This is a genomic window from Spirosoma aureum (assembly GCF_011604685.1).
GTDB lineage: Bacteria > Bacteroidota > Bacteroidia > Cytophagales > Spirosomataceae > Spirosoma > Spirosoma aureum.
The window spans coordinates 6,650,803-6,667,086 of record NZ_CP050063.1; the positions used below are offsets into that span (position 1 = coordinate 6,650,803).

Sequence of the window (16,284 nt, forward strand, 5' to 3'; positions counted from 1 at the left end):
AACTTATCGACAGGTACACTAGCGGGTCATCGATTGGTTTCAGCTTATTATTCGAATAAACTATGGAGAGCAAAGACCGAACTACCCATTTTTTTTGTACCTTTGCGGGAAATTTGTCAGGTACTAATGGCTTCGTTCAATCCGGTTAAGATTTTTTCAGGGAGTCAATCCACTTACTTAGCCGAAAAAATCGCGCACTATTACGGTAAAGACTTAGGCGGCTACACTTGTCGGCGATTCAGCGACGGCGAGATGTCGCCCAGTTTTGAAGAGTCGGTTCGGGGTTGTGATGTATTTTTAATTCAGTCGACACCTCCTCCCGGCGACAATCTGCTGGAATTACTGTTGATGGTCGATGCCGCCCGGCGCGCTTCAGCTCACTATGTCACTGTTGTCATTCCGTATTTTGGGTATGCCCGTCAGGACCGGAAAGACAAACCCCGTGTATCGATCGCGGCCAAATTAGTAGCGAATATGCTGGCGGCATCCGGTGCCGATCGACTGATGACAATTGACCTGCACGCAGGACAAATTCAGGGCTTTTTTGACTTCCCGGTCGACCATCTGGAAGGAACATCGGTGTTTGTACCCTATATAAAAAGCCTTAATCTGGAGAATCTGGTGGTTGCCTCGCCCGATGTAGGTGGAGCAAACCGGGCCCGTACCTTCGCCAAGCATTTCAACGCCGACATTGTGCTTTGCGATAAGCACCGGAAGCGGGCTAATGAAATTGCTTCCATGCAGGTGATCGGGGACGTTGAAGGGGCCAATGTGGTCCTCGTCGACGACTTGATCGATACGGGTGGCACGATGGCTAAAGCGGCTCAGATCATCATGGAAAAAGGGGCTGCGTCTGTTCGGGCGGTGTGTACGCACCCAATTATGTCGGGCAAGGCACACGAGAACATTTCGAACTCGGTGCTGCAGGAGTTAGTTGTTGCGGATACGCTGCCGATGAAGCATCCAAATGAAAAAATCAGAGTGCTATCGGTTGCTGAGCTTTTTGCCAAAGCCATCGGCCGCATTCGGGATCATGAATCTATTAGTTCACTGTTTATAAAGTATTGAATGATTGCGTTTTGACTAGTTAAATGGCCTGCTAACCAATTCGCTCGTCACTAACTTAGTCACAAATTCATTCATTCGTTCATTCGAAAATTAAATTTAGTCATGAAAAAAATCGAGATTGTAGGGTATCAACGAGCGAATCTCGGCCGCACGGAATCACAAGCGATTCGGGCCGAGGGCAATGTTCCGTGCGTATTGTACGGTGGTCAGGAACAAGTGCATTTCTATGCGCCTGCTATTCTGTTCCGTGAGTTACTGTATTCGCCCAATATTTACGAAGTAGCGCTCAATATTGAGGGTGCTGAGTATCGGGCAGTGCTTCAGGAAGCACAATTCCACCCTGTGAGCGACATATTGTTACACGCCGATTTCCTGCTGGTAACTGATGGCAAGCCCGTTAAGGTTGCGGTTCCGGTTCGGTTGATTGGAACGGCTCCAGGTGTACAAAAGGGGGGTAAACTGGTGACCCGCGTTCGGAAACTGCGTGTAAAAGGGACTGTTGAAAACATCCCTGATTTTATTGACGTTGACGTTTCAGGTCTTGATCTGGGAAAATCAGTTCGCGTTGGGCAGATTACGGTAAAAAATATCGAACTGCTCGAGCAAGCGTCGAACCCAGTGGCCAGCATTGAAATCCCACGTGCACTGCGTGGTCAGGTTTCGGCCAAATAATATCGCTTTCACAAGCAACTAATAGATACACAAAGCTCTTTCTGTTCATTCAGGAAGGGCTTTCCTGTTTTTTATGTCAAGGACTTTCTCTTAGAAGCGTGCCACGGTTACTAATAACGAGCTGATAACCGTGGCACGCTTCTAAGAGAAAGTCCTGATATCATTTTACCAGTAATTAAAAAAACTGAAAACCTCACCATACTAAAAAGGTAATTAGGAATCAACTTTGTCGGTATTTCAGGATAAGGGCCCAAGCTTCCTGGCGTTTTAGTCAAATTATGTTTCTCTGAACTAGTCGTTTAGATTGCCAGAGCCTATACGCCAGTCTACAAAAAGAATTGATTTGTAAATCGTATATTGGCCTTCAGCAGGAAATAGCACTTCGGTAAGCCCTGCGAGTGTCAGCTCGTAAAAGCGTGAAGCGCTCAGACGATTAATTCTTCACTCACTTCCTTTCTACCATGAACATTGCACTTAAACTTGTCAATGCAGCCCTGATCTTTTTTGCCCTATATATGGGTATTAAGCAAGGTTGGGCTATGTTTACGGGCAAACCCGAAATGACCGAGATGTTCAGTAAATGGGCCATCGGAAAAACCGGTTTGATGGCACTCGGCTTTTTTACCATGCTCGGGGCGATACTCGTTTTATTCCCCAAAACGTTTGTCTGGGGGAATTTTATCACGGCAGCCGGCATCCTTGTCATCATTGCTTTTCACCTGAAAGACAAGGATCTGAAAGGAGTAGCTATTGAACTACCCTTCTTTTTATTGTCGCTGCTAATCATCTACCTGCAACACCCATTGGCAAATGAATAATCTCTCCGTAAAACTGACCAATCCAATTGCCAAAGCAGTTATTGACGCCTTAGCCAATGGCGACCCTGAAGCATGGTTCTCGCTCTTTACAACTGATGCCGAATTATACGATGACGGCAATAAGCAGGACTTTATAAAATGGTCGAATGGTGTATTGAAAAACCATGAGCATTTTACCAGTATCGACCGGGTAAAGGATAATGGGCTTACCTTATATGGAAGGTATCATTCAGACCAATGGGGTGATTTCAGCACGTATTTTAAAGTCCATCTCAATAAAGAGAATAAGGTCATCCGGCTTGAAGTGGGTCAGGCAAACTAAAAACTATGCAACTGAGCGAGGCAATAGCCCTGATCGAAGGCGGTCAATATCACTCGGCATCAACGTCCAGATGGGCGGATTTGGGCTGTGGCAAAGGGCTGTTTACCCGCGCTTTAGCCACTTTACAACCACCCGGTAGTATTATTTATGCAATAGATACAGACTATCTGGCGCTCGAAACGCTCACTGATTATCAGCATGTAACAATCGAAACTCTTTGTAGTAATTTTGTTCAGGACGAATGGTATTTCTATGAGCTCGATGGCATTCTGATGGCCAACTCGCTGCATTATGTTCAGGATAAACCGACTTTTATTCAGCGAGCTATTCGCCACCTAAACCAATCGGGTGGTTTCTTGCTTGTCGAATATGATACCGAAACGGCAAATCCCTGGGTACCTTATCCAATCAGTTTTAAATCGTTAACTCGCTTATTCGAAGAAGCAGGTTTTCATTCAGTCGACAAACTACAGGAACGGCCCTCTATCTACGGGCGTGCAAATCTCTACTCGGCATTCATCAATAAATGATCTACACGTATTTAAAAACCACCCATGTCATCCTATAATACCATTTCGGGTCAACGAATACAACGAATCGAAGCCCTGAGCGATGGACTTTTCTCCATTGCAATGACCATACTCGTTTTCGACCTCAAAGACCCCGTCAGCAATCGAATCCAGTCGAATGCCGAACTGCTGGTATCCCTAAAAATCCTGCTCCCTCAATTACTGACCTATTTTTTGAGTTTTATGACGTTGGGTATCTTTTGGACCGGCTATTCTACGCAATTTAATTATATCGAAAAGTATGACCGGAATCTCAACTGGTATTCACTGTTTTTTTTGCTCTTCGTTTCGCTCATTCCTTTTTCAACAAACGTACTGAGCAACCACATTAACAACCAGGTTTCCATTGGTATTTACTGGCTAAACATTTTTGCTATGGGAAATATGCTGTACATACACTGGCGATATGCCCGTCGAAATAATTTCCTGTCTTTGTCGGGTAAGGCTCAGGAAACAGTCGATAAAGCAATACGTAGCCGGGTTTTCACCGCTCAGAGTCTGTATGCGCTTGGAGCCTCGCTTTGCTTTATCAATACCTACCTAAGCATTGCGTTCATTATTGGTGTACAATTAAACTACGCTCTCGGCATCATTACCCCAAAAGTTCAGAAGCCCTTATAATGTGAGAGTCTCGCTCATTACCGTGGCACGTTAATGAGCGAGACTCTGAGTGTAAGTCTTAATTCAGTAGAAACGCCCTATTTCTTCGTCACCCGAATGGAAATCCGGCGATTTTGAGCACGTCCTTCTTCGGTGTCATTCGAGGCAACCGGGTGCTCCTGGCCATAGCCTTCGGCCTCCAGGCGATCCTTGGCAACGTCCATTTTCTCCAGCTCGGCCCGAACCGAATTGGCACGATCCTGAGAAAGTTTCAGATTGCTGGCTGCATTGCCCGTATTATCTGTATAACCACCGAGCTTTACGTTAATGGCTGGATAAGCTTTCAGAATTTCGGCAATATTCTTCAATTGCTCCTGCGATTCGGGTTTTAGCGTAGCCGAACCCGTTTCAAACGTCAGTCGGTCGAAATCGAACCAGGTCGTTTTATCAACGGGTTTGTCGCTTTTAATGAACGACAAAAGCTTGTTTTCAATACCGAACTCGGGTATGTTCAGCTCAATTCCGCTTGTTAGTTTCTGAACACTAAACTCACCCAGCTTTGCATTTGGCGTATTGACATCGCGATTGTCGGCAGCGGTTGACTCTTCGAGCGGCACTTCAGTTCCTGCGGCTTCTTTACCTTCTTTGGCATAACCCGCCGTTTCAGACGACTGTACGGCGATATACGGCGCGATAACGAGCGATACAATCGACATCAGTTTGATCAGAATGTTCATAGACGGACCCGATGTATCTTTAAACGGATCACCTACTGTGTCGCCCGTAACCGAGGCTTTGTGTGGCTCCGATTTTTTGTAAAACATCTGTCCGTTAATGAGTACCCCTTTCTCAAATGATTTCTTCGCGTTGTCCCAGGCACCACCAGCGTTATTCATAAAAATACCCATCAACACGCCTGATACGGTAACACCGGCCAGCAAACCACCGAGCACTTCAGGGCCGAAAATGAATCCTACCACAACGGGTACGGTCAGCGCAATGGCCCCCGGCAGCACCATCTCACGAATTGAGGCCTGGGTCGAAATAGCCACGCACTTTTCGTATTCGGGCTTGCCGGTCCCCTCCATAATACCCGGAATATCACGGAACTGACGGCGCACTTCCTCCACCATCGCCATAGCAGCACGACCTACGGCCGCAATGGCGAGTGATGAGAAAATGTACGGAATCATCCCTCCCACAAATAGTCCGGCCAGTACATCGGCCTTATAAATATCAATGGCTGAAATCCCGGAAATACCAACAAAGGCGGCAAACAGCGCCAGCGCCGTCAACGCGGCCGACGCGATGGCAAACCCTTTACCCGTAGCAGCTGTCGTGTTACCAACCGCATCGAGGATATCTGTACGGCCACGAACTTCTTCGGGGAGGTAACTCATTTCGGCAATACCGCCCGCATTATCGGCAATGGGGCCAAAGGCATCAATGGCCAGCTGCATGGCCGTAGTAGCCATCATTCCAGCCGCCGAGATAGCGACTCCGTACAGACCAGCAAAGTGGTAGGATGTATAGATACCAGCTGCAAGCACCAGAATTGGCAATACGGTAGATTCCATTCCAACCGAGAGCCCGCCAATGATGTTCGTAGCCGCTCCCGTTGCCGACTGCCGAATGATCGACAGTACAGGACGGCGCCCCATAGCGGTGTAATATTCCGTGATAATGCTCATCAACGCACCCACGACAAGGCCGGTTACAATAGCGTAGAAGACATCCATCCGCGTGAATTCGACACCCCGGATTTTCATCAGTCCGGTCGGTAGCATCGCATTAACCAGAAAGTAAGACGCAACCAGTGTAATCCCGATCGATGCCCAGTTACCAAGATTCAAGGCGCCCTGTACATTGCCGTTGTCGTCTTTAACGCGAACAAAATAGGTTGCAATGATCGAGAAAATCAGTCCCAGACCAGCAATTACCATGGGCAGTACGATTGGCGCGTGTCCAATAATGGGATCACCCGGAATAACGATTTCGCGGCCAAGCACCATAGTGGCCAGGATTGTGGCTACGTATGAACCAAACAAATCGGCACCCATACCGGCTACGTCACCCACATTGTCGCCCACGTTATCGGCAATAGTAGCCGGATTGCGCGGATCGTCTTCAGGAATACCAGCCTCTACTTTACCAACCAGGTCAGCACCTACGTCGGCAGCTTTTGTATAAATACCGCCACCCACACGGGCAAACAGGGCGATGGATTCAGCACCAAGCGAGAAACCCGCCAGTACTTCGAGGGCTTTCTCCATCGGAAGGCCATTGACATCGCCGGATGGCTCAACATATAATTTATAGAGAACAATGAACAGGCTCCCCAGGCCCAGCACGGCAATGCCGGCAACACCAATCCCCATGACCGAACCACCCGTGAAGGAGACCTCCAGGGCTTTGGTCAGGCTTGTACGGGCGGCATGTGCGGTACGGACGTTCGCTTTAGTGGCGATGTTCATGCCAATATAGCCTGCCAGCGCCGACAGAAACGCGCCAAGTATAAATGAAATACCAATAACTGGGCTGGAATTCGGTACCAGACTGCCCATATAAGCCAACAAAATGGCTACGATTATGCCGAAGTATGTAAGAACTCGCCATTCAGCTTTTAGGAAGGCAATAGCCCCATCGGCAATGTACCCGGCAATTTCCTGCATCCGGGCATCACCGGCATCTTGCCGTGAAACCCAAAGAAATTTCGTAAACATCACAATCAGGCCAACAATACCCAACACGGGAACCAGATAGACACTATAATTCATGCGATTAGTTAATAGGTTATAAAATGGATCTAGAAATAGGAATGCCCACAAATATAGAATTTGCCCTCACATAACCCAACGTAAAAAATTGGCTCTGTTGACTTTTTTCGAGGATAAGTACGTTTTTTTTAGGAGATTTTCTGCCATCGGGGTGCAAATCTGCTTAATGCTTGGAAGTATAGCAATGGCTGTGTAGGTTCAGAAGTTGAATGGCATGAATTGACCATACGACTCGTAATCAGTACGTTGTCCTTCCTTCTATGAAATCTATGCGTACACTCATCTCCCTGAAAGCAATCCTCTTTGGCTTAATTCTATTTTTTCTCCATATAACCCAAATACGAGCAAGTAATATTGATTCCATTCGGGTAACGGTTACGGAAGGCACCAACATGGCCGCCGATCTGTCGCCCGATAAAGCCAGCATTGCGATTGACTTACAGGGTACAATCTGGATCGTACCCATCGTTGGTGGTGTTGCCAGACCCATAACCGACAATCTGGGAGACTGTCGTCAGCCAAGCTGGTCGCCCGATGGGAGTCTGATTGCCTTCCATGCCTTCTGGGATGGCCGATATCATATCTGGACTGTTTCGGCCAAGGGTGGTAAACCCAAACAACTGACGTCGGGGCTTCAGGATGATCGCGAACCACACTGGTCGCCGGATGGTAAGCGTATCGTATTTGCTTCAGATCGGAGTGGCAACTATGACATCTGGCAGTTAACGCTGGCCGATGGCAAACTCATCCAGCTTACGCAGGACTCCGGCAATGATTTCAACCCAGCTTTTTCGCCCGATGGAACGAAGGTTGCCTTCGTTTCAGATCGCACCGACGCGCCGGGTGTTTATGTCATTACCTCTGACGCCGATGCGACCGTCAAATCCACGACGGGTAATACGGAAAAGATCATTGTGCCCGCCAACGGAAAATTTGCTGGGCCAAGCTGGCAACCCGATGGCTCGCATCTATTTTACAATGTTCTGACCAGTTCGCTGAGTGGACTGGCCAGGGCAGCAGTGGCCGACAGCAAGGCTCAGCTCCTGACCGAAGCCGCTGAAGATGTGTTCCCATTTCGGGCAAGCTGGCTCTCGGCCACCGAATTTCTGTATACATCCGATGGCTTGCTGAAACGCCGAAAACTTGGCAGTACAACAGCCCAGACTATTCCCTTCCAGGCTATAGTTGCGCTGCCAAGGAATACCTATAAACGGAAAACATACGACTTCGACAGCCAGAAACCTCAGGCCGTTAAAGGTATCAAAGGAACCACGATTTCACCCGATGGCAAACAAATCGCATTCGCAGCCCTCGGTGATATCTGGATACTGACGAAGGGGAAAAAGACACCCGATCGATTAACCCAGGGATCAACGATGGAAGTCGAGCCAAGCTGGTCGCCGGACGGAACAAAGCTGACCTACGTTTCGGACCGAAATGGTAATATGGACGTCTGGATTCGGGATCTGAAAACCGGCCAGGATCGCTTGCTGGTCGACATGGCCGACGATTTGCATTATCCGAACTGGTCGCCCGATGGCAGCAAGATCGCCTTTTACCAGAGCGATGCCCGAAATGCCTGGGGCCGCAGTACGCTCTACACAGCCGATGTTACCTACACGGCTGATGTAACAGCACCCAAAACCCAGAAATTGCACGAATCGATCTTTGTACCCAGTCAGGCCAGTTGGTCCCCCGATGGAAAAACGCTGGCCGTTTCGGCGCTTCACCCCTATTCGTCCCGCTACCGCGAGGGCGTCAGCGAAGTTTTACTATTATCGTTCGATGGTAAAAATGACCGTTATGTAACGCCTGCACCCGGACATAGCCTGGCAACGCGCGGGCAAAACGGCCCCGTCTGGTCACCCGATGGAACGAAAATGGCGTACATCCTCGACGGATTAGTTTGGGTAACGGACGTAAAAACAGACGGTTCTATTGTTGGTTCACCCCGCAAACTGACCAACGAACAGTCGGACACACCCACCTGGACCGGTGATTCTAAAAGTTTGCTCTTTCTGGCTACGGATGCGCTCAAACAGGTTTACCTGGGCGATGGCCATATTGAAACCATTCCGATGGAACTGACCTGGCAACTCAGCCAGCCTACCGGCGCGATTGTGGTTCATGCGGGTCGTCTGTTCGATGGGTTAGGCAATACGTACCGCAACAATGTCGATATTTTGATTGAGGGCCATCGAATTAAGGCTATCGAACCGCATCGGGCCGGACGTCCTGGTAAACTGATCGATGCATCGACCAAAACCGTTATACCGGGTTTATTCGAAATGCACACGCACCAGCATTCGATGGTTGGCGAAAAAATAGGGCGGCTGTGGCTATCGTTCGGGATTACGTCCGTGCGCGAACCCGGTGCTGATCCCTATGATGCGCTGGAACGGAAAGAATCCTGGGCGAGTAATACCCGGCCCGGTCCACGTCAGTTTTTTACCGGAGGGCTTACCGATGGAACGCGGATCTATTACGGAGCAGCGACCAGCATCAACTCCGATGAACAGCTCGACCGCGAACTGAACCGCTCCGTTCGATTGGGATACGACTTGATCAAGACCTATGTTCGTATGCCCGACGCCATGCAGCAACGAATTACTACGTTTGCTCACGCCCACGGAATGCCGGTTTCGTCTCACGAGATTTTTCCGGCCATGCGCTATGACGTCGATGCAGTCGAACATATTGGCGGAACGAGTCGGCGTGGGTATTCGCCCAAGATTACGGCCATGAACCGGAGTTATCAGGACGTGATTCAGCTATTAGCCAAATCGGGCATGAACATTACCCCGACAGCATCATTACAGGGCGGCTTTTCAGTATTGGGCACAAAAAATCCGGGGCTCTACGAAAACCGGCAATATCGGGCATTCTACAGCGAAGAATACAACAACGCGCTTCAGGCAGGAGCCGCTCAATATGCGAAAATCAGTCCCGGCTACCTGACCAATTTTGGGAACCTTCAGAAAGGGGTCAAAGCGTTGATCGACGCTGGTGCGCACGTCACCACAGGAACCGACAGCCCCTTTGTGCCCTACGGATTGAGCCTGCACACAGAACTGCAATCATTTGTAGGCGCGGGTCTAACGCCCTACCAGGCTTTGCGTTCAGCGACGCTCTGGGCGGCTGAAACCGTAGGCGTCAGTAAGGATTTAGGTTCCATCGAGCCGGGAAAACTGGCGGATCTGGTTATCGTCAACGGTGATCCGCTAACCACGATCACCGATGCGCTGAATGTTGAGCAAGTCATCAAGAACGGCGAAGTTCTACCCATTGATCGGTTATTGACCCGCCCCTGATTTTGCAGAGCGGGCAGACGGCTACGGTAAAAATCGTTGATTACATCGTAGCCGTCTGCCCTTGTTATTTGCTAAAACCCAGCGGCCTGCCCGTCTTTTCGGGATTCGGTAGCGCCGTGGTAGACTTTATTTTTCGCGTCGTACATAATGGCCTGGTATCCACCATAAGCCCCAAGGCCATAGCCTATTTTGTGTCCCCGACGCATTAGCTCCCGTATAGTTTCGTAAGGATAGCCCGACTCAAGCGTTATTAATCCTGAATCGATCATTTTTTCACCGGTTGGCTCCGACGAACCCAGGTGATCAATACGGGGTGCATCGCCCGCTTCCTGCGGATTCATACCGAAGTCAATCATGTTCATAACGATCTGAACATGGCCCAACGGCTGAAAACTACCTCCCATGACGCCAAAGCTCATAAAGGGCTCACCATCTTTTGTGACAAAAGCCGGAATAATGGTTTGAAAAGGACGTTTGTGGGGGGCAAAGGTATTATTCTGCCCATCGGTCAGGCTATACAGTTCACCCCGATCCTGAAGCATGAATCCAAGTCCATCGGGAACCATACCGGAGCCAAAACCACGGTAATTGCTCTGAATCAGCGAAACCATATTGCCTTCTTCGTCGGCAACGGTCAGGTAAATGGTATCACCCTGTTTGAGCGCCGGATTGCCCGCATCGACCCGGCTCGCGGCCCGACTCAGGTCGATCAGTTTCCGGCGTTCGGTTGCGTAGTTTTTAGAGATCAGCTCCTGAACCGGAATTTTAGCAAATGCCGGATCGGCATAGTATTTGGCCCGATCTTCAAACGCCAGTTTTTTGGCCTCTACAAACCGGTGAATATGCTCAGGGCTTCCCCAGGGCGTTTGCGAAAAATCGTACCCTTCCAGAATATTCAGCATTTGTAAGGTGGCAATGCCCTGGCTGTTAGGCGGTAATTCCCAGACATCGTAACCCCGATAATTTGTGGATACAGGCTCTACCCATTCCGACGTGTGATCGGCCAGGTCTTTTGCACTCAGGTAACCACCCATTTTTTTCATAAACGCATCAATCGTACGGGCAATGTCTCCTTTATAGAATGCATCGCGGCCACCCGTTGCAATTTTCTCCAGCGTACTGGCTAAAGCCGGATTTTTAAACAACTCACCCCGTTTAGGTGCGGCTCCGTTTTGCGCATAGGTTTCCTCTACGTTTGGGTATTTGCTAAACCGGTTCAGCATGGTTGGCCAGTAAAAAGCTGCTTCGTCATGCACCGGATAGCCTTCACGAGCATACCGGATGGCATGCGACAGAATCTTAGGCATAGGCGTACGACCAAATCGCTTATGCAGTTCAAACCACCCATCAACGCAACCAGGCACTGATACGGGCAATGGCCCATCCGACGGAATATGGGTTAGTCCCCGTTTCTGAAACTCTGCCAGTGTTAGGCTATAGGGCGACCGTCCGGATGCATTCAGGCCATACAGTTTTTTGGTCTTGGCATCCCAGACGATTGCAAACAGATCACCCCCAATGCCATTAACGTGGGGCTCTACCAGACCTTCCATGGCGTTAGCAGCAATAGCCGCATCAATGGCGTTACCACCCGACCGCAATACGTCAATTGCCGCCTGGGTCGAGAGTGGATGCGACGTGCAGGCCATACCGTGGCGGGCCATCACCACCGCGCGCGTGGCAAATGTCTTACCGCTCAGTCGATCCTGGGCATGTACCAATGAAAACAAACTACCTGCCAGAAGCAGGCCAACGGCATGTACTACATGTTTCATAAACTAGAGGCTTGTTGATTTGAGTCACCGCAGAACAGCGATATGTTGATTTGGCGTCTGGCCATATATTACACCTTTGGCTGACTGACGCATCAAAGTAACAAAAAATAGCGATTTTCCCGTTTAAAACCATTTTCGGTGGTCTCAATACCTTTCAACTATTGCCAGGATTTGCTCTTAATTTTAAGTAATTACTGTAGCATCGGTTTCTAGAAGTGCACTAACTCAGTATCAATCCCCTTAAAAATTACCGACTGAGGTGGATTATACATGTCAATTAAGCTGGTATTCTTAGCCAAATGGTCGTTTTTCGGGCAAAAAAATGGGTAAAATCGCCAGCACACTGCCTTATCTAAAGGCTATCAGAACTCCATTGGCGCTTTCATAAACGCACAAATTGATGTCTAAATCCACTCTTCTACTCTTCTTCCCGATTTGTTGTTTACTCACTTTTCTGCCGGGCTACACGGTTATCAAAACGAATCCTGCTCTGATCCGAAAAGCCGATGTTATTGTCTATGGCGGAACGTCAGCGGCAGTAATTGCGGCCGTTCAGGTCCAGAAAATGGGCAAATCAGTCATTGTGGTATCACCCGATACTCATTTGGGTGGACTATCGTCGGGCGGTCTGGGCTTTACCGATACGGGCAATAAAGAAGTAATTGGTGGCTTATCGCGCGAATTTTACCAACGACTTTACCAACACTACCAGAAAACTGACTCTTGGAAATGGCAGAAAAAAGAAGAATACGGCAATAAAGGGCAAGGCACGCCCGCCATCGACGGCAACTCCAGAACTATGTGGATTTTTGAACCACATGCCGCCGAGCAGGTTTTTGAAGACTTTGTCAAAGAATACCACATTCCAATTTACCGCGACGAATGGCTGGACCGATCCAAGACCGGAATTACAAAAAGCGCGGGTGTTGTTCATTCCTTTCGTACCGTGAAAGGGACGGTTTATGAAGGCAAAATGTTTATCGACGCTACCTACGAAGGTGATCTGATGGCAGCTGCCGGCATTAAATACCACGTAGGCCGCGAAGCAAACAGTGTTTATGGTGAAAAATGGAACGGTGTAGAAACCGAAGTTTTCCAGCACGGTCATTATTTCAAGGCTAACGTTAGCCCCTATGTTGTGGCAGGCGATCCGAAAAGCGGTCTTTTACCCGAAGTATCACCCAATCCTCCGGGCGAAAAAGGCGACGGTGACAATAAGATACAGGCGTACTGCTTTCGTATGTGCCTGAGCAATCACCCCGGCAACCGGGTGCCGTTTCCCAAACCAGCAGGTTACAATCCGAATCGCTATGAACTTTTAGCCCGCGTTTTCGCAACCGGATGGCGCGAAACTTTCGATAAGTTCGACCCGATTCCGAACCGAAAAACGGACACCAATAACCACGGCCCTTTCAGTACCGACTATCTCGGCAAAAACTACGACTACCCCGAAGCCACCTATCAGCGTCGGAAACAAATCATTAAAGATCATGAACTATACCAGAAAGGGTTAATGTATTTTCTGTCGAACGATCCGCGCGTACCCGATGATGTACAGGCCAAAATGAAGCAATGGGGGCTGGCCAAAGATGAATTTACGGAGAACGGCAACTGGCCGCGTCAGCTCTATATTCGGGAAGCCCGGCGTATGCTGGGCGAATTTGTGATGACTGAAGAAGATGTGCTGGCAAAAACCAGCGTTCCCGACCCGATTGGAATGGGGTCATACTCGCTGGATGCACACAATGCCCAGCGATACGTTAAAAAAGACGGCTATGTACAGAACGAAGGGGACATTGGCGTTCATCCCGACAAACCGTACTCGATAGCTTATGGCTCTATTTTACCGAAAGAAAATGAGTGCAAAAATGTGCTCGTTCCCGTTTGTGTATCCAGCTCACACATTGCCTTCGGTTCGATTCGGATGGAGCCGGTGTTTATGATTCTGGGACAATCGGCCGCAACAGCCGCAGTGCTGGCCATTGACAACAAGGTGTCTCCACAAAAACTACCCTACGAGAAACTTCAGGCTGTTTTGTTAAAAGATAAGCAACGATTGACGTTATAGACAATCCCAATTGTAGGGACAATATAGGATATAATCTGCCAGTGACCCTGTAATTGAGCTTATATACTTAAAACAATCAGGGCAATGCCGGGAAGGCGATTATTCCCGGCATTGCCCTGATTGTTTTCTAAAAATTAGTCTTCGTCTCAGACTATCTAAACCCGTATGGGGTTCAGATAGTCTGAGCAATCCAGGATTACCAAACTTTCGCCTGTTCAACCTCTGGTTTATATAATTTCTGCCCCGGCTTTACGTCAAATGCCCGGTAAAACGGCTCGAAGTTGGTCAGTGGCCCATTGACCCGAAATTTAGCGGGCGAATGCGGGTCCGTCGAGATACCGGCCCGCTCGGTTTCGTCCCGAACCTTAATGCGCCAGACCTGGGCAAAACCCAGAAAGAATCGTTGATCGGGTGTAAAACCGTCGATCTTGTCCGTACTTTTTCCCTGGTCCGTCAGCTTAAACGCCTGATATGCCAACGTAATACCACCCAGATCAGCCAGATTTTCACCCAGTGTTAGCTGACCGTTCAGGTGTAAATTGTCGAGTACAGTGTAGTTGCTATACTGATTGACAACCGTCTGAACTTTTGTTTTAAATCGCTCAGCATCCTGTTTGGTCCACCAGTCACGCAGGTTACCACTGGCATCGTACTGTCGCCCCTGATCGTCGAACAGATGCGTCATTTCGTGGCCGATTACCATTGCGATACCGCCATAATTGATGGCATCATCAGCGTCTTTATCGAAGAAAGGGAATTGTAAAATCCCGGCTGGAAAAACGACTTCGTTGTTGGTTGGATTCGCATAGGCGTTTACAGTCGGTGGTGTCATTCCCCATTCGGATCGATCGACAGGTTGGTTGATTTTAGCAAAATCTTCCTTGTAGGCATGTTTCCGCGCCCGCTGAACATTGCCATAATAATCATCACGCTTTACCTCCACATCAGAATAGTCTTTCCACTTGTCAGGATAGCCAATTTTCTTCACAAATTTATCCAGCTTCGTGAGGGCCACCTTTTTTGTTTCGGGGGCCATCCAGTCGAGTTTTTCAATGCGCTCCCGATAGACCTTTTGCAGATTGTCGACCAATGTCAACATTCGCTCTTTGGCTTCGGCCGGGAAATATTTTTTGACCCATAATTGTCCTAATGCTTCTCCCAGCGCCCCATCGGTACGGTCGGCAATACGCTTCCAGCGTTCGGGCAATTGAGGCTGACCATAGAGTGTTTTGCTGTTAAAGTCGAAGCTAGCCTGCTCAAACGCCTTGCTGAGAAGGCTGGCATTATGGTCTAACATATCAAAGACAAGGCGATCTTTCAGGAGACTGATAGGGGCTGTCGGCAGGGTTTTGTCCAGTGCCTGATAGTAGCCGGGTTGAGCTACCAGTACCGTGTCAATCCGCTCCAGACTCATTTTGTTAAGCAATGAGCGCCAGTTGAGATTAGGCATTTGTTTGGTTAGATCCGATACGGCGAATTTGTGATAGTTGGCCACCGGATCGCGCAGTTCAACCGGGGCTTTGTGCGACTTGGCGAGGGCCGTTTCGAATTCAAGAATAGCATCGGCTTTGGTTTTGGCCGATGCCGGATCAACGCCGACCATTGTAAAAAGTCTGGCGACATAAGCCACGAAAGCAGCCCGTACTTTTTTGGTTGCCTCGTCGGTTCGGGTATAATACTCTTTCTCCGGCAACGATAAACCGGCCTGACTAAAATTGATGCGATTGATTGAACTCTGGCGATCATCCGCACCAACGTATAGCCCGATGAACTGCCCTCCCCGATTGGTCTCGTCAGTCGCCAGATAATCCAGGACTTGTTTATAATCGGTTAGGGCCGCAATTTTAGCGAGTTCAGCTTTTACCGGCTCATAACCAAGTTTATTAATGGTAGCTGTATCCATGCCACTGGCATAGAAATCACCCACTTTCTGTTCTACGCTGCCCGATTTGGCATTGGCCTTGGCGGCTTCCTCCAGAATGGATCGGGTTTTCTTTTGATTTTCTTCGTAAATCAGGTAGAATGATCCCCAGCCCGTTTGATCGTCGGGGATTTTCGTTTTCTTTACCCAGGTTCCATTGGCATAGGTAAAAAAGTCATTCCCCGGCAAAACCGTCGTATCCATACCCGATTTATCAAAAAATGATGTGCGTGCTGGCGTTTCATCTTTTTCCTTTTTCTGGCATGCCGTCACTACCAGCATGCACAAGCCAACAGCCAAAACCCGATTCGTTCGTGTCATAACCCGTTTGTCGATTGTTAAATCTGTGATCCAATATGAACGATAAAGGCCAGGATTAAAAA

At 48.8% G+C, this 16,284-nt stretch carries 11 protein-coding genes; 8 read left to right on the forward strand and 3 right to left on the reverse strand.

What is annotated here, in order from left to right:
- The first annotated feature begins 126 nt into the window (after positions 1–126).
- From G8759_RS26480 to G8759_RS26505, 6 genes are all read left to right on the forward strand, one after another.
- Entirely contained in the window at positions 127–1,068 is a 942-nt protein-coding gene (locus G8759_RS26480) for a ribose-phosphate pyrophosphokinase (RefSeq protein WP_167215140.1), read from the forward strand.
- A gap of 102 nt (positions 1,069–1,170) precedes the next feature.
- Positions 1,171–1,740, forward strand: a complete 570-nt coding sequence (locus G8759_RS26485) for a 50S ribosomal protein L25/general stress protein Ctc (RefSeq protein ID WP_167215143.1) — start codon at positions 1,171–1,173, stop codon at positions 1,738–1,740.
- Between the two features lie 461 nt (positions 1,741–2,201).
- Positions 2,202–2,558: a hypothetical protein gene (locus G8759_RS26490; RefSeq protein ID WP_232073957.1), complete on the forward strand. Its 357-nt coding sequence runs from the start codon at positions 2,202–2,204 to the stop codon at positions 2,556–2,558.
- Positions 2,551–2,880 (forward strand): nuclear transport factor 2-like protein, encoded by a 330-nt coding sequence (locus tag G8759_RS26495; RefSeq protein ID WP_167215146.1) that lies wholly within the window; start codon positions 2,551–2,553, stop codon positions 2,878–2,880. The genes G8759_RS26490 and G8759_RS26495 overlap by 8 nt, the downstream gene beginning before the upstream one ends.
- A gap of 5 nt (positions 2,881–2,885) precedes the next feature.
- Positions 2,886–3,410, forward strand: coding sequence for a class I SAM-dependent methyltransferase (locus G8759_RS26500; protein WP_167215151.1), 525 nt, complete (start codon positions 2,886–2,888; stop codon positions 3,408–3,410).
- Positions 3,411–3,434: 24 nt separating this feature from the next.
- The gene (locus G8759_RS26505; protein WP_167215154.1) at positions 3,435–4,070 is read left to right on the forward strand and encodes a TMEM175 family protein; all 636 of its coding nucleotides are present in this window, start codon (positions 3,435–3,437) and stop codon (positions 4,068–4,070) included.
- Positions 4,071–4,147: 77 nt separating this feature from the next.
- Here the strand turns inward: G8759_RS26505 and G8759_RS26510 are convergent, their stop codons facing one another.
- Positions 4,148–6,826 carry a sodium-translocating pyrophosphatase gene (locus G8759_RS26510; RefSeq protein WP_167215157.1) on the reverse strand — a complete coding sequence of 893 codons (2,679 nt, stop codon included), beginning with the start codon at positions 6,824–6,826 and terminating at the stop codon, positions 4,148–4,150.
- Positions 6,827–7,095: 269 nt separating this feature from the next.
- Here G8759_RS26510 and G8759_RS26515 point away from each other — a divergent pair, with 269 nt between their 5' ends.
- Positions 7,096–10,137, forward strand: coding sequence for an amidohydrolase family protein (locus tag G8759_RS26515; protein WP_232073958.1), 3,042 nt, complete (start codon positions 7,096–7,098; stop codon positions 10,135–10,137).
- A 71-nt stretch (positions 10,138–10,208) separates the two neighbouring features.
- On the opposite strand, the gene ggt is transcribed toward G8759_RS26515, so the two are convergent.
- Positions 10,209–11,912 (reverse strand): gamma-glutamyltransferase, encoded by a 1,704-nt coding sequence (gene ggt, locus G8759_RS26520; RefSeq protein WP_167215163.1) that lies wholly within the window; start codon positions 11,910–11,912, stop codon positions 10,209–10,211.
- 400 nt (positions 11,913–12,312) lie between these two features.
- Here ggt and G8759_RS26525 point away from each other — a divergent pair, with 400 nt between their 5' ends.
- Positions 12,313–13,980: an FAD-dependent oxidoreductase gene (locus G8759_RS26525; RefSeq protein WP_167215166.1), complete on the forward strand. Its 1,668-nt coding sequence runs from the start codon at positions 12,313–12,315 to the stop codon at positions 13,978–13,980.
- 196 nt (positions 13,981–14,176) lie between these two features.
- On the opposite strand, the gene G8759_RS26530 is transcribed toward G8759_RS26525, so the two are convergent.
- Positions 14,177–16,222 (reverse strand): M13 family metallopeptidase, encoded by a 2,046-nt coding sequence (locus G8759_RS26530; RefSeq protein ID WP_167215169.1) that lies wholly within the window; start codon positions 16,220–16,222, stop codon positions 14,177–14,179.
- Between the last annotated feature and the right edge of the window lie 62 nt (positions 16,223–16,284).